This window comes from Shouchella sp. JSM 1781072 (assembly GCF_041949915.1).
In the GTDB taxonomy this organism is placed as follows: Bacteria; Bacillota; Bacilli; order Bacillales; family Bacillaceae_D; genus Shouchella.
On the sequence record NZ_JBHFQE010000003.1, the window covers coordinates 1 to 18,104 of the forward strand.

Sequence of the window (18,104 nt, forward strand, 5' to 3'; positions counted from 1 at the left end):
GTGTTACTCACCCGTCCGCCGCTAACTTCCGGGAGCAAGCTCCCTTCTGTCCGCTCGACTTGCATGTATTAGGCACGCCGCCAGCGTTCGTCCTGAGCCAGGATCAAACTCTCCGTTAAAAGTGTTTGACTTGCTCATTTGCACATTTTTTAAAAGCTGTGTCTAACTTCATTGACGAGATACCTTGTATCTCTTTTACGCTTGGCTTTTGTTCAGTTTTCAAAGAACTCGTTTTGTTTTAGCAACTTTTCTATCATAATAACTGAAAGGAAAATTGTCAATAACTTTTTTCATGGTGGGCCTGAGTGGACTCGAACCACCGACCTCACGTTTATCAGGCGTGCGCTCTAACCAGCTGAGCTACAGGCCCATAAACTTATGTTACTATATTATGGAGCGGGTGATGAGAATCGAACTCACATCATCAGCTTGGAAGGCTGAGGTTTTACCACTAAACTACACCCGCATATATATTTTAAAGAAAAAAGTCGGGAAGACAGGATTTGAACCTGCGACCCCTTGGTCCCAAACCAAGTGCTCTACCAAGCTGAGCTACTTCCCGTAATGGCGCGCCCGAGAGGAGTCGAACCTCTAACCGCTTGATTCGTAGTCAAGTACTCTATCCAATTGAGCTACGGGCGCTTATTGTTTGCTTTACCGTCTCGCTGACGACAAATAGAAATATATCATAAATACTTGAACCCGACAATAGTTTTTTAAAAGAAAATTAAAGACAGAATCTTCCCCCTGATTTAATCATTACCTCTAACCCTTATTATAGACCCGTTTCGGAGTTGTCTATACGCCATGAAGCAATTAAAATAACCATATACCAGAATGAAAGGATTAACCTATGAATGATATTAAATTAATTACACTCACAATATCTTCTTTACTATTCGCAAGTTGCACTTCCGACATAGACAACACTCAAGTGACTTCTCTCTCGGTTAAATCCCCAACAATTATCGAAAGGAGTACAGTCACTCCTTCTTTTTTACATAGTCTAGATAGAAATCAACTTGTTCTAGATTCTTATCACGATCAAGCACCTACTGCATGGGGAGAATTTATTCCAGGGGTCAAAACAAAACTAGATACATCTGAAAAGGTCATCGCCTTAACACTTGATGCTTGTGGAGGTGAACACGGTAGTCAATATGATGAGGAATTAATCAATTATTTAATTGATCATAGCATTCCTGCAACCTTATTTATTAATGCACGCTGGATTAATCATAACTCCGATCAATTTCTAAAGTTAGCAAACGATCCATTGTTTCAAATTGAGAATCACGGTACAGAACATAGACCTCTTTCCGTTAATGGGGAGGTAGCTTGGGGTATCGAGGGAACACATTCTATAGAAGAAGCTTATCAAGAAGTCATGAACAATCATCAGCTCATTACTGAAAAGACTGGCAAGGAGCCGACTATGTTCCGTCCTGGCACAGCTTATTTTGACGATATTAGTGTTCGCATGCTCTATGATTTAAACATAACACCAGTTAACTATTCCGTATTAGGTGATGCAGGTGCTACTTACACGTCAAATCAAGTGACTGACGCACTCGTTAATCAGGCTGAACCAGGCTCAATTGCTTTGCTACATATGAATCAGCCGAATAGCGGAACCGCCGAGGGACTAAAAGAAGCCATTCCTCAATTACTCGACCAAGGCTATTCTTTTGTTAGCCTTAGCGACCACCCGTTAAAGTAAAACATCTCACCCCCACTTTAAAACAACGGACAAGGAACAACAACTCTCCCCTTCATTCATACCAGGGGACTGCATTTGAAACACAACTCCTGTGGGGGAGTATTGTATATTCGTCACTACGGTCAAACCAGGAATGGATTTAATCAATTGATCAACAAGAGGTTGATTGCTTTTCTGAGCAGCATCCATTAATTGATAAGAAAATTGCTTATCTTCAAGTCTCGACATTAATAATTGGCTTTGTTTTAATAAGTATTCAAACTGATGAACCGACTGAGATAACGTAGTCGTATCAATGGCCGGTAATGTTCTCATTGGCATATGGTACATGTAGCCACGATGGTAATAAGGATTGCTCAATTTTTATCACTCCTTTTCATTTATCATACTCTATGCGAAGGTGTGTACCGTTGAGCCCGTATTCCCTATCTTTGTATGTTAAAACTTACTTAATCGTATACAACCTTTATCCTCAGAACTATAATACAAAAAAAGTACCAGGACAAATTGTCTTGGTACTCGTAACTTTAACTATTATGCGGTTGAGAAGACTCGAACTTCCACGGGATTTAACTCCCACTAGGCCCTCAACCTAGCGCGTCTGCCATTCCGCCACAACCGCTCGTTGAATAAAAAAAGCACTTTTTAAAAGTGCGGGTGAAGGGACTTGAACCCCCACGTCATAAAGACACTAGATCCTAAGTCTAGCGCGTCTGCCAATTCCGCCACACCCGCGAAAAACAAAATAATATAATGGCGGTCCGGACGGGACTCGAACCCGCGACCTCCTGCGTGACAGGCAGGCATTCTAACCAACTGAACTACCGGACCATTATAAATGGTGGAGGATGACGGGATCGAACCGCCGACCCCCTGCTTGTAAGGCAGGTGCTCTCCCAGCTGAGCTAATCCTCCAAATATGACTTTAGATAACCTTCGTATTTTTTTGTCCAATTCATGCCTCTCAGTCAGTCATGTACAATTGTACACTCTCTCCTTCAAGCATTTCTTGTCTTCAATCTACTCAATTCTCTTTGTCAATTTTCGACTTTAGATAACCTTCAAGTTTATCTAATGTAATTTACTAAAACAATCGTTTGGTGACCCGTACGGGATTCGAACCCGTGTTACCGCCGTGAAAGGGCGGTGTCTTAACCGCTTGACCAACGGGCCATTTATAAAAAATGGCGGAGAAGGAGGGATTTGAACCCTCGCGCCGCTTACACGACCTACACCCTTAGCAGGGGCGCCCCTTCAGCCACTTGGGTACTTCTCCATGGCTCCACAGGCAGGATTCGAACCTGCGACCGATCGGTTAACAGCCGATAGCTCTACCACTGAGCTACTGTGGAATATGTAAAAATTGCTTGTCTCCTTAGCGACTTCTATAATATATCATAAGCCACTAATTAAGTGCAAGACTTTTTTACGATAAAAATTCAAGTTTTCCTTTACATACTCCACATACATATTTAGATTGATTTACTTTTCTTTTTCTATAATATTTCTGTGTACACGACATACATTGATACACTAAAAAAGATTGGGCTTTCTCTTCTTTCACCGAACGACAAAATCGCGGCGCACCAACTTTTTTTAGCAGCTGTTTAAAATTTTTGTCGCCGTGGCGATAGCCCTTGCCTAACAAATGTAGGTGATAATGGCATAGTTCGTGCTTGATAATGCCGATAAGCTCTTCTTTTCCATACTTCAAATAGTGTTTTTCGTTTAATTCAATATGGTGGCTTGAGAGTAAATAGCGTCCTCCTGTTGTGCGTAATCGCCCATTAAACATCGCCTTATGTTTAAAAGGAAGACCAAAATAGGATTGAGACAATTCTTCAGTTAATCGCTGTAATTCTTCGTTTGTCATAACGCCTCCTAAAAATAATCATCAACACTGACAAACCCGCAGGCATATACTATTCGAAAAGCGAAAGGAGCGATTTCGTTTTGCCAACTTGGCTTCAAAATCAGTTAAAAAAAGCATATAATGAAAAAAATCGTCACCAAATTAAAGTACTTAATCAGTGCTGGTTTTATTATAGATCGACGGCGCAAAGCCGCTTCACGAATAAAAAAACCATTTAAATGGTACCACAAAAAAGGAGAGCCGTCATGCTCTCCCCATTCATTTTATGGTTGCTTCATCGTAAGTCCAATTCGTTCTTTCTCATAATCGATGGTCTCAACCCACACTGTCACAATTTCTCCTATGGATACAACATCTAACGGATGTTTCACGAAACGATTGGCTAATTTAGAGATGTGAACAAGTCCATCTTGTTTAACCCCGATATCGATAAAAGCACCAAAATCGACGATATTTCGGACAGTCCCCTGTAGTTCCATTCCTTTTTCTAGATCTTCCATTTTTAAAACATCTTGCTTTAGCTGGGGCGCCGTTACTTCGTCTCTCGGATCTCGATTCGGACGGATAAACGCATCTAATAAATCTTCAAGCGTATGTTGTCCAATATCCAGCGCTTGTTGTAATTCCTTTTTTTGTACTCCGCCCACTTTTTCTTTTAAATCATTGCTTCCAATCTCATGAACGGTTGCTTTAAGTGTCTCTAAAATTGTTTTTGCTTCTGAATAACTTTCAGGGTGGATCGCTGTTGCATCGAGCGGATTTTTCCCACCAGCAATGCGTAAAAACCCAACTGCTTGCTCTAACGATTTTTTTCCTAACCTAGGAACTTTCTTTAATTCCACTCGACTCACAAATGCCCCATTCTCATTACGGTAATTTGCGATATTTGTTGCTTGCGTTTTATTTAATCCTGATACATAAGACAGTAACGCAGCCGAAGCTGTATTCACATTGACACCGACCCGGTTTACCACCGTTTCTACAATAAATCGAAGAGATTCATTTAACTTCTTTTGCGTCACGTCGTGTTGATATTGACCAACTCCAACAGATTTTGGGTCAATTTTCACTAACTCTGCTAGCGGATCCTGAAGCCTCCGTGCTATTGAAATTGCACTCCTTTGCTCCACTTGCAGGTTTGGAAACTCATTACGCGCTAATTCGGAAGCGGAGTAGACGCTTGCCCCGGCTTCATTTACGATGACATAAAAAACGCTCTCTTTTACATCCTTCAATACACTAGCGACAAATTGTTCCGTTTCCCTTGAGGCTGTACCATTTCCAATTGCAACCATTTTGACCTGATATTTTGTAATTAGGTTTCGAACGACCTCTGCTGCTTCTTTTTCTTTATGATGCGGCGCCGTCGGATAGATAACGCCAATATCTAGGGGTTTGCCTGTGTCATCAATAACCGCCCATTTGCAACCTGTCCGAAAAGCGGGATCGATTCCAAGTATGACTTGCTCTTTCATTGGGGGTTGCAGCAATAATTGCTTTAAATTCTCTGCAAAAATTGAAATGGCTTGCTCTTCCGCTACTTCAGTTAATCGATTTCGAACTTCCCTTTCAATAGAAGGTTCAATTAATCTTGTGTAAGCATCTGTTATTGCCGTTTCAATTAACGGAACAACTGGAGAGCCGTGTTTTTGGATAAACAAACGTTCCACTTTTCCGATAAACGCTTCTTTTGGAAAAGTTAAGCCCACTTTAAGCACGTTTTCTTTTTCACCACGATTTAACGCTAACGTTCGATGTGGCACTATCGTTTTGACGGACTCTTGATACTCATAGTAATGGCTAAACACACCTTTCTCGTCTTCAGCACCCTTCTTCAATTCAGCTGTAATAAGGCCCTCTTTCATTGCTGCGCCTCTTAATGCCTCTCTTACTTTTGGGTCTTCAGCAACGATTTCGGCAATAATATCATTTACGCCTGCAAGGACATCCTCAACCGTATTCAGCTCTTGTTCTACATCTATATAAGTTTGCGCTTCTTTTTCGATTTGAAACGAGCTTGGGTATGTCAAAATTGTCGTGGCTAATGGTTCTAAGCCTTTCTCTTTTGCAATCGTCGCCTTCGTCCGTCTTTTTTGACGATACGGACGATATAAATCCTCTACTTGTTGAAGCTGTGTTGCATTTGCTATTTTCTTTTCTAATTCCGTTGTTAATTTATCTTGCTCTGCAATTAATCGAATGACTTCATCTTTTCGTTCCGAGAGATTTTTTTCATAGTCGTATGTATCAGCAATTAATTTAATTTGAACTTCGTCTAACGCACCTGTTTGTTCCTTACGATAGCGCGCAATAAAAGGAACAGTATTCCCTTCTTGCAACAAGGAGACGACATTTTGAACTTGCTTCACTGATAAATTTGTTTTTTTAACGGTTTGATTAATCCATTGTTCCATCGTGCTCTCCTCCTTTTTTCCACTTGCATCATTTATCATAACATAAAAAAATAAGCAGCTGATTTATGCAATCCCTGCTTATTTTAAATTACCTACCATAAGTGTAGCATCATCTTTGTTACTGTAAAAATCACCGTGCAATAAATTATCACTAACTGAACAGGAAGGCACTTTGTACTCATGCAGTTTAGGTACTTGCTCAATTCCATCAGAGTACATAACAAACCTTGAACCTGGTTTATAACTAAACTGTTCACTACTTAACTTTTGTACGCGTCCACACAAGTATCCTCTTTTTGGTAATGGTTGAACAACCGTTCCATCCGGTTGATACAGGATAAACCCAATGTTGCCAAAATTTGAATACGTTAAAGTTGAGGCTTCGTAGTCAATTCTAAGTAGCGTAATCACCGCGCCTCTTTCATTCGTAAGATACTGATTGCAATGCTCGAGAATCTGTTGTGCTTCTTCGCCTTGGTGATCTTGAATGGCACGAATCGCCTTCTCCGCTGAAAGGTGAGCGCCCTTTCCGCTCCCAAGACCATCAACCACAGCACAGATGGTATAGCCATCTGTCTGTATGACAATATGGCCATCGCCACAAACAGTATTTCCGGGCTTTGTTTTTTGTACGGTTGCCACATCAATATGATGATCTTTATAATATGTGACCATTAGAAAATCTCCGTTGGCTCTATTCGAATGGAATCGCGAAGTTTTTGTAACGCGCGACGTTGCAAACGGGATACGTGCATTTGTGAAATTCCTAATTTTTCTCCCGTTTCTTTTTGGCTAAGATTCTCATAATACGTGCATTGCAAAATTTCTTTTTCACGTTCATTTAAAACCTGGAATGCTTTTTCTAGCAACATTTTTTGATCGGCTTGTTCATAACCATCATCATCATTCCCTACTAGATCAAGGAGCGTAACTTCTCCACCTTCTTGATCTGCTTCTAGCGAACGATTTACAGAAAGAGCTTGGTAACTCTTGCTCATCTCCATTGTTTCGAGTACTTCTTCTTCGCCAACTTCGAGGTATTGGGCAATCTCATGAACATAAGGAGAACGCTGAAGCTCAATCGTTAGCGCATCAGCAGCTTTCTTTATCTTAGGGCCAAGTTCTTTAATTCTTCGTGGAACATGGACACTCCACGTTTTATCACGGATAAAACGCTTGATTTCCCCTACAATAGTGGGCACGGCAAAAGATTCGAAACTTCTTCCGTATTCTTCGTTATAGCGGTTTAAAGCCGCAAGTAATCCTACCATTCCAACTTGAAAGAGATCTTCATCGTATTCTCTTCCCTTTGAAAATTTTCGAGATAAAGAACGGACGAGTGCCTCAAAATGTTTCACAAGGCGGACTTGAACCTCTTCATTTTTTGTGCGTTGATATTCCTCTATCCACTGATAAATTTCATCCTTATTCTGATTGTAAGGAAGAGATTCCGTCGACACTTTCCTTCACCCCACTCTCGTAAAGGTACTTTGTCATAACGAGCATCACGCCGTTGTCTTCATTAATTTCTACTTTATCCATTAACGTACTAATGAGGAATAAGCCAAGCCCTCCTTCCTTTAAATCTCCAACAGGCTTCTTGGCGTCAACTGGGCCAAGACGGCTTTCCACTTCCGCTATGTCAAAACTTTTTCCTTGGTCCGCAACAACGATTTGAATTCGATCTTCAAAGATATAACAAGCTAATGAAATAAATCCGTCTTCTGAGTATGCGTGCTCAACTACATTCGTACACGCTTCAGCTACCGCAATTTTCAAATCTTCAATGTCGTCATATGAAAAACCTAAACGATTCGCTATACCTGAAACTGTTAGACGTGCAATACTAACAAATTCCGGCTTTGCAGGGAGTTCTAGATGGATCCGATCATTTTGTTCCATCACCCTTGTCCCTCCTTCTCTTTAATCGAAATGACTTCATCAAGACCAGTAATTGAGAATAATCGTTTGATTCGACTAGACATTCCTAATAACGTTAATTCACTGTTTGTTGCATCTGTTGCTTTTAAAACACCAACAAATACACCTAAACCTGTACTATCTATATATTCTACTTCATCAAAATGAATGTTAATTTGTTGATTTTCTTTTTCAGCTAAAGGAAGTAATGATTCTCTTAATTGAGGTGCCGTATAGGCATCAATTTCTCCCGAAAGGTGTATATGATAAGTGGACTCCACTTGTTCAGACTTTATTGAAAGGTTCATACTTGTTACTCCTCCTAAAAGACCATTTCAGTTCCATTGTACTCTCTTACCACGTAATGATTTACTTTAAACCTTTCTTCGCAAAATAATTAATGTAAAGTCATCCCTCAACGTGAAATCTTGTAACTTCATTAACTCATTATATACATGATCAACCATCTCCTGAGCTGATAAATGCATATATTTGCGTATCAGATTTGTAATTTCATCTCTCTCTATAAAGTCGTCACCAACTCTGCATTCCGTTACACCATCTGATAAAAGAACAACAAAGTCACCTATATTTAAATGACGTATGTATTCACGGTACGTTGTTTTCCGCGATACACCTAATACAAGCCCTTTGGCTCGTAGCTCTTCAAAACAATCTTTATCGTCACTGTAAAAAAAGCCTGGTTCATGACCAGCTCCAGAGTAGTGAAAATCAGAAGTTGTTCTATTATAGTAACCATACATCATCGTAATAAACATACTATCGTCAACATTTTGCTCGACGACACGATTTAAATTTTCTAATAAAACAGACGGTTGTAATTGTTGTTCAGACGGCAAGCTATCCATCGCATATTTGATCATCGACATACATAAAGCAGCTGGAACACCTTTTCCAATAATGTCCGCAATCGCCATTCCGAGTCCTCTATTATCATCATGTACATAATGATAATAGTCCCCGCTCATTTTTTTAGCAGGAACCGAAACAACGCCGACATCAAGAAAGTTGGCATTTGGCTTCTCTTGCGGCATCAACGTTTGCTGCATGTTTGCAGCAACATCGATTTCCGATTCTAATTCTTGCTGTCGATTTCTTAATATTTGGTGCTCTTGATACGCTAAGCCATAACCCATCATAACCTCAAGTAATAAATCAAACGAATCCTTTACCTTTTTATCGACGGCGGGTAACAATTCAGTTAGTAACTTAAAATGAATGCTCACAAACTCTTCTGGAGAGATTTGTTGCTCCAGAAGAAATTTGCTGATCTTTTGCGCCTCATAAAGACTTTCCTCTGATTGATTCTCGAGGAAATCTTTTAAAATTCGCTTATAGGAGAGTTGTAATTTATGGTCGGTCAATGACATTCACGCCCCTCCTTACCTTGTCCATTTCGTTGCGGTAATTGTTGTTCCCACTCCTACTTCAGAATCGATGGTGAATTCATCCATCAATCGTTTTACACCAGGTAAACCAGCACCTAACCCACTAGATGTTGTAAACCCATCGACCATAACTTGTCTTATATTTTGAATCCCTGGTCCTTCGTCTTTTGCTATAACCCGAATACCTCTGCGAGCTCTAGGGTTATTCGTATCTTCTACAACCTCCAGACGAATTTCTCCTCGGTTTGCATACAAATAAATATTCCGTGCAAGTTCTGAGATGGCTGTTGTGATGCGCGCTTGATCGACATTCCCAAAACCAATTTGACGAGATAGATCACGACCTGCTTGTCTAGCCGCAACGATCCCCCACTCATTATTCACTTCAACAGCGGATTGGAGATTATCCATAATTAACCCTCCAATTCCTGTTGCAAACTTGCGAGTCCTTGTTCAAGGTCTAGAGCAGTTGATACACCCTCTAATTTTATGCCCATGTCGATTAGCGTAATAGCAACGGCTGGTCGAATGCCAGTCAATACAACTCTCGCCCCCATTAAACTCGACATATCAACGACATCACCTAAAACTTTTGCAATAAAAGAGTCAATCATATCAACACTTGTTAAATCAATAACAACCCCATTGGAACCTTCTTCATGAATTTTCCCTAACAAATCTTCTTGGAATTGAAGAGCCGTTTGGTCGTCAAGCTCGGTTTGTATGCTGATTAACAAATACTGATTTAATTTCAGAATTGGAATTCTCATATTCCATTTCTCCTTCCAATTACATATCCGTTAATTGTTTTCCTGTGATTTCAAGGGCTGTGACAACGCCCTTTCGTAAAGTACTTTTCGTTGGAAATTTTGTTAAATCTATGCCTAAATTAACAATCGTTTGTGCAATTTCAGGTCTAATTCCTACTAGTATACACTTAGTCCCTACAAGTCGTACAGCTTCAGATGCTTCAATAATATGATGAGCAACCATTGTATCCACAACCGGGACACCTGTAATATCAATTAATACGACTTTAGAGCGATTTTCAATGACACCTTCTAATAAATTCTCCATTATTAATCTGGCCCGTGCTGTATCGATGCTGCCAATTAACGGCATGACGGTAATCCCTTCAAAAACAGGGATTAGTGGCGCAGATAGCTCTAATAGAGACAACTTCTGCAGTTCAATGGTTTCTTCCCAAGCCTCCGAATAGTCTTTAACAATCCGGTTCATTCGTTTATCAATCCACTCGTCTAACTCTATAAGAAATTCCAACGCTTCCTTCTTTTCAAAATCTGAATCCAGCACAAGCTGCTGACACGATTTACGCAAAAGATGAATGGAATGTGATAGGAAATGAAGGGTACCTCCATTTTGAATATAGCGGTGCACATAATCATTTATTTTTTTATTGAGTTTTTCACTTCGTTCGTCTGCGGTTTCAAGCATTAAATCCAAAAACTCTTGGTTTGTTTTTTCGAATGATTGATCTGTTAATGATTGTAGGTAGTTTTCAGATCGAAGTTCCGTTAGCTTCTTACCCCACTCGTCTAGTAGCTTATCCCTATTCTTTTTCAAGTACGAGACAATATAGGACTGCATTGATTTGTCTCCTCCTCCCACTAAGAACATCCTTCCCCCTATTATTCCACGAGTTTCGGTTCGTTGCAAAGGATTATGTGTTTGAACACGATACTAATTTTTGTTAGTCGCCATTTGGACACAAAAAAACCCCTAATCAACGCCAAGGGGTTAAAAGTCAATCAATCCTAAACTGATTGTCAATGCTTTGTCAACTGAATGCATCATCTTTTCATCGAGATGAGTAATCTTGTCTGTCAGTCTTTGTTTGTCGATTGTTCGTAGCTGCTCAAGTAAAATAACAGAATCTCGATCAAATCCATACTTGCTAGCGTTTATTTCTACATGTGTAGGTAATTTTGCTTTTTGAATTTGAGCCGTAATCGCTGCAACAATAACAGTAGGACTAAACCGATTTCCAATGTTATTTTGAATGATGAGCACTGGTCGTACCCCACCTTGTTCTGATCCTACAACTGGAGATAGATCAGCAAAATAGACATCTCCGCGTTTCACTATCAAAGGCTACACCCCGCTAACAAGACGTGTCAGCGTATGATTAGCTTCCTCCTCAGCAAGAAAGGCTTCTGATGCAATCGTTAGGTTAATTTTTGCCATTTCCATATAGCCTTGTTGCATCGATTCGCGAATTTCAGCCTTCAGTTCAGCACGGTCTTTTAGTCTTGGATCATTCCATTTTTCTTGTTCAAGCACAGTGTCCACCTCATTCATTCAGTGTGTATGGCCTAGACGCCGAATTAGTCCGTTCATATATACATGTTCTACATGTTTCATCATAGCATTCTACACCTAACATTGCAAAGCCTCTTTTTAAAAAATAATTTTGCCCGAATTGATTAAGTTATTTGGCACAAACGTTGTCTCGAATCCTAGTTTTACCTACTCTTGTTAATCTATGCAACTTCGATTTTATTTAGTTGTGTTCTTTTGGTTTAACTGTCATAAACGTGGTTCTCAATTCTTTATATGTTGCAACGCCCACTCTTAATAAGAAGAACCGGGCACGGGTTCACCATGACCGGTTTCATTTTCAAACGAACGATAGACCATTACACTGTTATTTTTCCCCTACTGCCACAACTGAACGCGCGACTTCAATTAATTCTTCTGTTTCCATGTCTTGCGATAACAAGGAGAAGTCAGAGCCATTGTGCGACCACATAATCGTATCATTCATCTGGATACCCACGGCAAAGCCTAAATCAACAATTTCAGCTGACACTAAATTTTGCGGTGCAGATGCTGGAACCGCTTGTGCTTGTTCTTGAATAAGTGTGAATGACTTATCACCTGAGTATTGCTGCACATACGTCGTACGGTCCCCTGTTTCCACTTGATCTTCTTGTGGCTGATCATTCACACCATCCGGAACAAACTCAGGGTAATAAATACGAAATTCTTCATTTAATTCCTCTTCAGGATCCGCCATTGTCGGTTCAGACATTTGCGCTCCTGTCATAACCTTTTCTGTTTCAAATTCCTCTGCCGCGACTTCAGGATTCTTTTCAAACTCTGTAAACGTAAGATCGACTAGCACATTTTCGTCTGCATCCATAATTTTAACAGAAGCTGGTTTTAAATCTTTTTTGTGTAAACGGATTTCTTGGCTATTTAAATTTTTGTTTTGGTACATCGTCGCTGTTGTAAACGTATAAAAGTCATCATCTTGAGTAAATTCCATATCAGCACCTAAGCTAATATCTTTCAGTAAAGACTCATAGAGATAAGCTTGGCTGCTTGTTTTTGGCCAGTCACTTTGGAAACGAAAGACTTTATTCAATGCAGGTGTAAGAACAAAGACCCCTTCGTCATTCTTTAAAATGATTTGGCTCTGGTCGTTTGATGTATTCTTTAAATCCACTTTATAATACGTTTGATCTTTTTGCATAACGTCAACGTCATACGTTTGCGGTTCTTGACCTGTAGCTAACTGCATCGTTGCTTTTGACTTGTAGCTTGTTGTTTCTTCAAGTGCCTTTTCTACATCATTTAACACGTCTTCTTGCGATTTCTCGCCACACCCTACTAAAATCACGACTAATAAAGCAGCGACTAGCGAAAGCCACACCTTTTTTTTCATCTTACTCTTCACCCCTTCAGCTCACATTCGGCGATTGGACAAAATCCAATACCCCTGTTGCTGTAAACTATATGAGCGGGGTCCAAGCAATATGCAGACAAGTCGTGACAAGTTTTCAGGGTTGCTCAATAATTACCTGCGCAAATGCGTATTCCTTTGAGTGTGTAATGGATAAATGACTTAAAAAATTTTTTTCTCCTTTAATCCAAATTTCTGGCTTTCCCATCTGGTCAGCTAGAATTTCAATGTCTTGAAAAGAAAGGTGGGCACCAATTCCAGTTCCTGTTGCTTTCGCATAAGCTTCTTTTGCGGCAAAACGTCCAGCAATGTACTCTACTTGCCGCGAATGTTCAGCTGACGCAATACGAGAAAACTCTTTTGTTGTTAGAACCCGCGCAATAAATCGTTCTGGCTTGCGCAAGAGCACTTTTTTGATGCGGTCAATTTCAATGATATCAATACCGGTTCCAGCAATCATCTCCTCACCCTTTCTTAGTATGTCTCGCGGTATGGAACTGTTATAATACGAATAGAATAAATGATCACTTTATGTAAAAGGAGCTTGCTTATGTTTTTTCGAAATGAGACGTTTTCTTCTTATATAAGAAATTACCCTATCGTCTCCACTATTATTGCGCTAAACGTCGTGATCTTTGTGTTAATGACTCTTTTTCCCGTTATTCGTGAAGCTGGGATCGGCTTTAACTTAGCAATTTCTTATGGGGAGTATTGGAGGCTGGTAACACCAATTTTTCTCCATAGCGATCTGTTTCACCTTGCCTTTAACATGGGCGCACTTTTGATTTTCGGCCCTGCTGTTGAGTCGATGATTAAAAAGTGGAAATTTGTTCTCCTATACTTGTTACCAGGTGTACTTGCTAATATCGTCACATTCTTCCTTCAAGATCCTTTTTACCTACACCTTGGTGCGTCAGGTTCTATCTATGGTTTATTTGGTGTTTATTTGTACATTTATTTATACCGTAATGATCTCATTAGCAGACAAACATCGCAAATCATCGTTCCTCTTGTGATTATAGGTGTCATTATGACGTTCATCAATCCAGGCATTAGTATTACTGGTCATATCTTCGGTCTCGTTTCAGGCGGCTTACTTGCTCCACTGTTTTTAATTGGCGCCACAACCCCATTCGTCTATCGAACACGGACACGCAAAGCTTATATTGACGAAGACGAAGTGTCGTTTAATCCAGACCGTTGGAAAAATCGAGAACGAAACAAAAAGATTAAAATTGCGTTGATCGTCGTTGCTGTTCTTTTATTTTTGGGATTTGTCTTTTTACAATCCATTCCACAGTAAAGCTTTCCTCCCTCATAAAGCATGTCAGCATAGTTAAAGAGTTGTCCGCATATGTATAACCAAGCTTAGCTAATTGTTGTGTGAGGGTGATAAAGTGGGAAAAGGATTGCGCTACGTACTAATTTTATTTTTAGGCTGTCTACTTATTAGTGTCGGGATTAACTTCTTCTTCGTTTCTTATCATTTGTTAGATGGAGGCATTATAGGTGTCGGCTTAATTGCACACTATTTATGGAATGTACCTGTTGGGATGACGATTATCGTTGTTAGCATCCCTATTTATATCTTCGCATGGATTTACTATCGACCGTTCTTTTTTAATTCTCTAGCCGGTGTTATTGTATCCTCTATAATGATTGACTTTTTTGCTGCTTTCATTCCAGAAACCCCTATACTTGGTCCATTAGCAAGTGCGGTTATTGGCGGCTTAATGTTAGGGGTCGGTGCCGGTATCATGTTTTTACTCGATATTAGTACAGGCGGTTTCGATCTTCTCGCTCAAATGATTTCAGCAAAAACGACTTGGAATGTCGGTGTCCTTATTGTTGGTTTTGATTTAGCTGCCGTTGTAGCAGGTATCCCAGTTATTACCTTTGATGAAATTATCCTTTCTACCATTGCTGTTATTGCAACTGGCTTTGCCACAACTGTTATTACAGCAGTCGGTGGCGTGAATGCTCATCCAAGACCACCTTTAAGTGTTTAGGGCATGTATAAATCTCCTGAAAAAATCCAGTACAAGGCACCGTACACGACGGCAATACTCGCAATTAAAATGAACCAAAATCGGTTACTTTTCTTCATTCCCTACACCTCTTTTCAACCACATTGTACAAAAAAGCCGTCGCAATTGCGACGGCTTTTTTTATTCTTCTTCACGATCGTTGTTATCTTCATCTTCATTCATAAGGTTTTCGTTGTTTGGTTCAAAGAAACGAAGCAAGTCACCGTAAATAAGCTTATCGGAATACTCTAAATCAGAAGCGGCACGTTGCGCATACTCGCCGCATGCATTTGCATCTTCTTCCTCTTCAAATGGTTCACCTGTTTCTTTGTTAAAGCATGTATTATTGGTCCAAACCACGTCGTCCGTTATAAACGAACCATTACGTAGAACAGCAAAAGAATCACGTTCTGGAGCAAATAAATCGGAACCAAATTGAATATCTTCTTTCGTACTCATACCGAGTAAATGCATTAACGTCGGTTGAATATCAATTTGTCCACTAACGGTATCAATGACTTCCCCTTCATGACCCGGGATGTGAATAAACATCGGAACACGTTGAAGCTGTACCGTATCATAAGGTGTAATTTCTTCTTTGTCTAAGTAGTCCGCCATTGACCCATTATGATTGGTCGAGATGCCGTAATGATCTCCATACAGAATAAAGATTGAGTCTTCGTACATCCCAGCTTCTTTAATTTCTTCAAAGAACTGTTCAACTGCATAATCCATATAACGAACAGTTGGGAAGAATCGGTTTAGCGTTCCACTACTGAACTCACCTTCTGAAATCATTTTATCTTCTTCTTCTAATTCAAAAGGAAAATGATTGGTAAGGGTTATGAACGTGGTGTAGAAAGGCTCTGGTTGTTCTTGCAAGTGATCAATTGACTGCTCAAAAAACTCTTTATCTTTTAAGCCCCACCCAACTGAGTTTTCTTCTGTCACATCATAATACTCAACATCGTAAAACTTATCGTAACCGAGGGTCTCATAAACCACATCTCGGTTCCAGAAAGAACGATTGTTGGCGTGCATAACTGATGTGTAATACCCATTTTCACCAAGAATTTGTGGTGTCGCGTTGTATTCGTTTTGTGCGTGTGTAAAGAATACCGCACCACTACTACGCCCAAACATGGAATTCGCTACAATAAATTCTGAATCAGACGTTTTCCCTTGTTCGGTTTGATGATAGAAATTCTCGAAGTAATAACTGTTCTCTTTTAATTCATTTAAAAACGGTGTAATCACTTCGCCATCCAGATCATTGTCAATGACAAACGACTGAATCGATTCTAATGAAATCATAAAAACATTTTTTCCTTCTGCAACGCCAAACATTTCTGGATCTGGCTCTTTATGATTTGCTTGTACATAGTTTTGTACTTCAACAATGTCTGAGCTGTCAGCTAACACACGCTGCGCTCTTGACTGTGATTGCAAAAAGACATCATACAAATGAAAATTAAACACGCCAATATTTTTCACTAACATATCCCTGTCAAATGAACGGGTCAAAAGCTGCGGACGTTCTGTTTGCGCTAAAGCCAAGTTTCCTAAGAAAAGCAAAATGGATAGCGAAAACAAAAGAATTGGCTCCCTCTTTAAACGACCAACTACTGGTACTTTTTGTTTAAATACTAAAAAGGCTAAAATCAATACGTTTGAGAAAATGAATACATCCCAAATCGTCATTAACTCAATGACACTTGACGACAAGTCTTGCATATTGTTCGTTTGAAACAAGACAGGGATGGTCAAGAAGTCTGAATAGAATCGATAGAACAATAAATTCCCGTACAAAATAAACGATCCAATAAAGGATAGAACGATAATCATAACGTTCCGAGCACGATTCTTAAATAATAACGCAATTGCTAAAAGCAGTATGGATGAACTAATTGGATTTATGAACAGTAAAAATTCTTGCATCATATTCTCTGCTGGAATCGTAAACGACACTTTATAGAGAATATACGTCGTAAGTGACAATAACGCGACGGCAAGCCAAAAGAACTTTAACCGCCTAAAGCCAGCTTTAATTTTGGTCATATCGCTAGTCTCCTCTCATAACACGAGTGTGACCCTATTTTTATCTATTTGTTTATCTCGTGGGTTCTACAAAGATAAAGTTTATCAAAAATTGGTTCCCTTGAATACCGTTCCACTGACATAATGAACTTTCACACTGGTTTTACATTTTCTTTACATTTTCAATAAATTCCTCGTACGTCACAGATTGTTCATACATATCATTTGCGATCGTGCCAACATACCTTAAATGCCATGGCTCATAGCTGTAGCCTGTGATGTCTTCTTTCCCTTCTGGATAGCGAATGATAAATCCAAACAAATGGGCATGTTCTTCAATCCATAGCCCTTCTTCTGTTTGGCCAAATTCTTCCGTTAAGCCAAAGTTTACGCTAGAAGATGACACATCCATTGCTAGGCCTGTTTGATGTTCACTAAATCCAGGTTGAGCAACTAACGTTTGGTCCATCCCGCTTTGAATTTGTTGGTTCTTAAATAACTCGTACTGGCGTTCAAATGAGCGAAACCCAGAATTTGCATATAAAATATGGCCCTCTAGCTCGGCCTCATAAAATAATTGCTCTAATGCATCTGCCGCTTCTTCTCGTAAGTAAGAGCGTTCTTGGATGCCTTCGTAAGGTCTGCGAACATCTGGTACAACTAAATCGTTTGGTTCATAATCAACAGGTAAACGGTTCACTAAATTGACGTTCGCCTCAATGTTCTCTGGATTCTGTATAATGGGCTCACCTTGAACGGTAATAACATCATTGAATTCTATTACATCATTGGCTTCCTCAATACCTTCTTCATCGACAGGTTCTTCTTCATATTGGCGGTTCTCTTCATCTTCCGTATCTGCAGTTGAACACCCGACAATAAAAAGACTAACGATAATAGAAGGAACTATATATTTTTTCATACTGATCATCCTTGCTCTTTTTTCTTACCGTCTAATAGTACCTATTTTTTTACCTGTTGAAAAGAACTTCTTTGCT

21 protein-coding genes, 11 tRNA genes and 1 rRNA gene are annotated in these 18,104 nt (G+C 39.7%); 4 read left to right on the forward strand and 29 right to left on the reverse strand.

Annotated features, from left to right (window positions below; translation table 11 throughout):
• From ACE1TH_RS13835 to ACE1TH_RS13855, 5 genes are all read right to left on the reverse strand, one after another.
• Nucleotides 1–119 (reverse strand): 16S ribosomal RNA (locus tag ACE1TH_RS13835); the annotation flags it as partial.
• Nucleotides 120–293: 174 nt separating this feature from the next.
• Nucleotides 294–370, reverse strand: a tRNA-Ile gene (locus ACE1TH_RS13840).
• Nucleotides 371–392: 22 nt separating this feature from the next.
• Nucleotides 393–466, reverse strand: a tRNA-Gly gene (locus ACE1TH_RS13845).
• Between the two features lie 22 nt (nucleotides 467–488).
• Nucleotides 489–562: transfer RNA gene (locus ACE1TH_RS13850), tRNA-Pro, on the reverse strand.
• Nucleotides 563–565: 3 nt separating this feature from the next.
• A tRNA-Arg gene (locus ACE1TH_RS13855) sits at nucleotides 566–642 on the reverse strand.
• 211 nt (nucleotides 643–853) lie between these two features.
• On the opposite strand from ACE1TH_RS13855, the gene ACE1TH_RS13860 reads away from it, so the two are divergent.
• Nucleotides 854–1,720, forward strand: a complete 867-nt coding sequence (locus ACE1TH_RS13860; RefSeq protein WP_375079292.1) for a polysaccharide deacetylase family protein — start codon at nucleotides 854–856, stop codon at nucleotides 1,718–1,720.
• A gap of 6 nt (nucleotides 1,721–1,726) precedes the next feature.
• On the opposite strand, the gene ACE1TH_RS13865 is transcribed toward ACE1TH_RS13860, so the two are convergent.
• The 9 genes from ACE1TH_RS13865 to ACE1TH_RS13905 all read right to left on the reverse strand — a co-directional run bounded on the left by ACE1TH_RS13865 (nucleotide 1,727) and on the right by ACE1TH_RS13905 (nucleotide 3,593).
• Entirely contained in the window at nucleotides 1,727–2,080 is a 354-nt protein-coding gene (locus tag ACE1TH_RS13865) for a YuzC family spore coat inner layer protein (protein WP_099303499.1), read from the reverse strand.
• Nucleotides 2,081–2,257: 177 nt separating this feature from the next.
• A tRNA-Leu gene (locus ACE1TH_RS13870) sits at nucleotides 2,258–2,342 on the reverse strand.
• 30 nt (nucleotides 2,343–2,372) lie between these two features.
• Nucleotides 2,373–2,455 (reverse strand) — tRNA-Leu (locus ACE1TH_RS13875).
• 19 nt (nucleotides 2,456–2,474) lie between these two features.
• Nucleotides 2,475–2,551: transfer RNA gene (locus ACE1TH_RS13880), tRNA-Asp, on the reverse strand.
• Nucleotides 2,552–2,559: 8 nt separating this feature from the next.
• A tRNA-Val gene (locus ACE1TH_RS13885) sits at nucleotides 2,560–2,635 on the reverse strand.
• Between the two features lie 183 nt (nucleotides 2,636–2,818).
• Nucleotides 2,819–2,893 (reverse strand) — tRNA-Glu (locus ACE1TH_RS13890).
• A 12-nt stretch (nucleotides 2,894–2,905) separates the two neighbouring features.
• Nucleotides 2,906–2,996, reverse strand: a tRNA-Ser gene (locus ACE1TH_RS13895).
• A gap of 1 nt (nucleotide 2,997) precedes the next feature.
• Nucleotides 2,998–3,072: transfer RNA gene (locus ACE1TH_RS13900), tRNA-Asn, on the reverse strand.
• A gap of 74 nt (nucleotides 3,073–3,146) precedes the next feature.
• Nucleotides 3,147–3,593: a SprT family protein gene (locus tag ACE1TH_RS13905; RefSeq protein ID WP_375079293.1), complete on the reverse strand. Its 447-nt coding sequence runs from the start codon at nucleotides 3,591–3,593 to the stop codon at nucleotides 3,147–3,149.
• An 80-nt stretch (nucleotides 3,594–3,673) separates the two neighbouring features.
• Here ACE1TH_RS13905 and cmpA point away from each other — a divergent pair, with 80 nt between their 5' ends.
• Nucleotides 3,674–3,811, forward strand: coding sequence for a cortex morphogenetic protein CmpA (gene cmpA / locus ACE1TH_RS13910; protein ID WP_099303503.1), 138 nt, complete (start codon nucleotides 3,674–3,676; stop codon nucleotides 3,809–3,811).
• Between the two features lie 45 nt (nucleotides 3,812–3,856).
• On the opposite strand, the gene ACE1TH_RS13915 is transcribed toward cmpA, so the two are convergent.
• The 13 genes from ACE1TH_RS13915 to acpS all read right to left on the reverse strand — a co-directional run bounded on the left by ACE1TH_RS13915 (nucleotide 3,857) and on the right by acpS (nucleotide 13,502).
• Nucleotides 3,857–6,007, reverse strand: a complete 2,151-nt coding sequence (locus tag ACE1TH_RS13915) for a Tex family protein (RefSeq protein ID WP_375079294.1) — start codon at nucleotides 6,005–6,007, stop codon at nucleotides 3,857–3,859.
• A gap of 78 nt (nucleotides 6,008–6,085) precedes the next feature.
• Nucleotides 6,086–6,682: a PP2C family serine/threonine-protein phosphatase gene (locus ACE1TH_RS13920; RefSeq protein WP_099303507.1), complete on the reverse strand. Its 597-nt coding sequence runs from the start codon at nucleotides 6,680–6,682 to the stop codon at nucleotides 6,086–6,088.
• On the reverse strand, nucleotides 6,682–7,467 hold the full coding sequence (gene sigB, locus ACE1TH_RS13925) for an RNA polymerase sigma factor SigB (protein WP_099303509.1): 786 nt from the start codon (nucleotides 7,465–7,467) through the stop codon (nucleotides 6,682–6,684). The genes ACE1TH_RS13920 and sigB overlap by 1 nt, the downstream gene beginning before the upstream one ends.
• Nucleotides 7,433–7,912: an anti-sigma B factor RsbW gene (gene rsbW, locus ACE1TH_RS13930; protein ID WP_099303511.1), complete on the reverse strand. Its 480-nt coding sequence runs from the start codon at nucleotides 7,910–7,912 to the stop codon at nucleotides 7,433–7,435. The genes sigB and rsbW overlap by 35 nt, the downstream gene beginning before the upstream one ends.
• On the reverse strand, nucleotides 7,909–8,235 hold the full coding sequence (locus ACE1TH_RS13935; RefSeq protein WP_099303514.1) for an STAS domain-containing protein: 327 nt from the start codon (nucleotides 8,233–8,235) through the stop codon (nucleotides 7,909–7,911). The genes rsbW and ACE1TH_RS13935 overlap by 4 nt, the downstream gene beginning before the upstream one ends.
• Nucleotides 8,236–8,301: 66 nt before the next feature.
• Nucleotides 8,302–9,318, reverse strand: coding sequence for a PP2C family protein-serine/threonine phosphatase (locus ACE1TH_RS13940; protein ID WP_099303516.1), 1,017 nt, complete (start codon nucleotides 9,316–9,318; stop codon nucleotides 8,302–8,304).
• A gap of 12 nt (nucleotides 9,319–9,330) precedes the next feature.
• The gene (locus ACE1TH_RS13945; protein WP_099303518.1) at nucleotides 9,331–9,747 is read right to left on the reverse strand and encodes an anti-sigma regulatory factor; all 417 of its coding nucleotides are present in this window, start codon (nucleotides 9,745–9,747) and stop codon (nucleotides 9,331–9,333) included.
• Between the two features lie 2 nt (nucleotides 9,748–9,749).
• Complete coding sequence (locus ACE1TH_RS13950; RefSeq protein WP_035398810.1) at nucleotides 9,750–10,106, reverse strand: STAS domain-containing protein; 357 nt, start codon at nucleotides 10,104–10,106, stop codon at nucleotides 9,750–9,752.
• Nucleotides 10,107–10,125: 19 nt separating this feature from the next.
• Nucleotides 10,126–10,944 carry an STAS domain-containing protein gene (locus ACE1TH_RS13955; protein WP_099303520.1) on the reverse strand — a complete coding sequence of 273 codons (819 nt, stop codon included), beginning with the start codon at nucleotides 10,942–10,944 and terminating at the stop codon, nucleotides 10,126–10,128.
• Between the two features lie 150 nt (nucleotides 10,945–11,094).
• The gene (locus tag ACE1TH_RS13960; protein WP_099303522.1) at nucleotides 11,095–11,445 is read right to left on the reverse strand and encodes a type II toxin-antitoxin system PemK/MazF family toxin; all 351 of its coding nucleotides are present in this window, start codon (nucleotides 11,443–11,445) and stop codon (nucleotides 11,095–11,097) included.
• 3 nt (nucleotides 11,446–11,448) lie between these two features.
• A complete protein-coding gene (locus tag ACE1TH_RS13965) occupies nucleotides 11,449–11,655 on the reverse strand; it encodes an antitoxin (RefSeq protein WP_099303524.1) in 207 nt (68 codons plus the stop codon).
• 346 nt (nucleotides 11,656–12,001) lie between these two features.
• Nucleotides 12,002–13,024, reverse strand: coding sequence for a LolA family protein (locus ACE1TH_RS13970; RefSeq protein ID WP_099303526.1), 1,023 nt, complete (start codon nucleotides 13,022–13,024; stop codon nucleotides 12,002–12,004).
• Nucleotides 13,025–13,139: 115 nt separating this feature from the next.
• Nucleotides 13,140–13,502 (reverse strand): holo-ACP synthase, encoded by a 363-nt coding sequence (acpS, locus tag ACE1TH_RS13975; RefSeq protein WP_099303528.1) that lies wholly within the window; start codon nucleotides 13,500–13,502, stop codon nucleotides 13,140–13,142.
• A 90-nt stretch (nucleotides 13,503–13,592) separates the two neighbouring features.
• Between acpS and ACE1TH_RS13980 the strand changes: the two genes are divergently transcribed.
• Nucleotides 13,593–14,345, forward strand: a complete 753-nt coding sequence (locus tag ACE1TH_RS13980; protein WP_255223853.1) for a rhomboid family intramembrane serine protease — start codon at nucleotides 13,593–13,595, stop codon at nucleotides 14,343–14,345.
• Between the two features lie 106 nt (nucleotides 14,346–14,451).
• A complete protein-coding gene (locus tag ACE1TH_RS13985; RefSeq protein WP_375079295.1) occupies nucleotides 14,452–15,051 on the forward strand; it encodes a YitT family protein in 600 nt (199 codons plus the stop codon).
• Nucleotides 15,052–15,210: 159 nt separating this feature from the next.
• Here ACE1TH_RS13985 and ACE1TH_RS13990 read toward each other — a convergent pair whose 3' ends face one another.
• Nucleotides 15,211–17,127: an LTA synthase family protein gene (locus ACE1TH_RS13990; protein WP_099303533.1), complete on the reverse strand. Its 1,917-nt coding sequence runs from the start codon at nucleotides 17,125–17,127 to the stop codon at nucleotides 15,211–15,213.
• A 142-nt stretch (nucleotides 17,128–17,269) separates the two neighbouring features.
• On the reverse strand, nucleotides 17,270–18,028 hold the full coding sequence (locus tag ACE1TH_RS13995; protein WP_375079296.1) for a M15 family metallopeptidase: 759 nt from the start codon (nucleotides 18,026–18,028) through the stop codon (nucleotides 17,270–17,272).
• Nucleotides 18,029–18,104: the final 76 nt, after the last annotated feature.

What these genes read in the sequence shown, in the direction of transcription:
- ACE1TH_RS13860 (WP_375079292.1), top strand. Translation starts at nt 854, where the DNA reads ATGAATGATATTAAATTAATTACACTCACAATATCTTCTTTACTATTC.
- ACE1TH_RS13905 (WP_375079293.1), bottom strand. Translation starts at nt 3,593, where the DNA reads ATGACAAACGAAGAATTACAGCGATTAACTGAAGAATTGTCTCAATCC.
- ACE1TH_RS13915 (WP_375079294.1), bottom strand. Translation starts at nt 6,007, where the DNA reads ATGGAACAATGGATTAATCAAACCGTTAAAAAAACAAATTTATCAGTG.
- ACE1TH_RS13920 (WP_099303507.1), bottom strand. Translation starts at nt 6,682, where the DNA reads ATGGTCACATATTATAAAGATCATCATATTGATGTGGCAACCGTACAA.
- ACE1TH_RS13935 (WP_099303514.1), bottom strand. Translation starts at nt 8,235, where the DNA reads ATGAACCTTTCAATAAAGTCTGAACAAGTGGAGTCCACTTATCATATA.
- ACE1TH_RS13940 (WP_099303516.1), bottom strand. Translation starts at nt 9,318, where the DNA reads ATGTCATTGACCGACCATAAATTACAACTCTCCTATAAGCGAATTTTA.
- ACE1TH_RS13945 (WP_099303518.1), bottom strand. Translation starts at nt 9,747, where the DNA reads ATGGATAATCTCCAATCCGCTGTTGAAGTGAATAATGAGTGGGGGATC.
- ACE1TH_RS13950 (WP_035398810.1), bottom strand. Translation starts at nt 10,106, where the DNA reads ATGAGAATTCCAATTCTGAAATTAAATCAGTATTTGTTAATCAGCATA.
- ACE1TH_RS13955 (WP_099303520.1), bottom strand. Translation starts at nt 10,944, where the DNA reads ATGCAGTCCTATATTGTCTCGTACTTGAAAAAGAATAGGGATAAGCTA.
- ACE1TH_RS13965 (WP_099303524.1), bottom strand. Translation starts at nt 11,655, where the DNA reads ATGAATGAGGTGGACACTGTGCTTGAACAAGAAAAATGGAATGATCCA.
- ACE1TH_RS13970 (WP_099303526.1), bottom strand. Translation starts at nt 13,024, where the DNA reads ATGAAAAAAAAGGTGTGGCTTTCGCTAGTCGCTGCTTTATTAGTCGTG.
- acpS (WP_099303528.1), bottom strand. Translation starts at nt 13,502, where the DNA reads ATGATTGCTGGAACCGGTATTGATATCATTGAAATTGACCGCATCAAA.
- ACE1TH_RS13980 (WP_255223853.1), top strand. Translation starts at nt 13,593, where the DNA reads ATGTTTTTTCGAAATGAGACGTTTTCTTCTTATATAAGAAATTACCCT.
- ACE1TH_RS13990 (WP_099303533.1), bottom strand. Translation starts at nt 17,127, where the DNA reads ATGACCAAAATTAAAGCTGGCTTTAGGCGGTTAAAGTTCTTTTGGCTT.
- ACE1TH_RS13995 (WP_375079296.1), bottom strand. Translation starts at nt 18,028, where the DNA reads ATGAAAAAATATATAGTTCCTTCTATTATCGTTAGTCTTTTTATTGTC.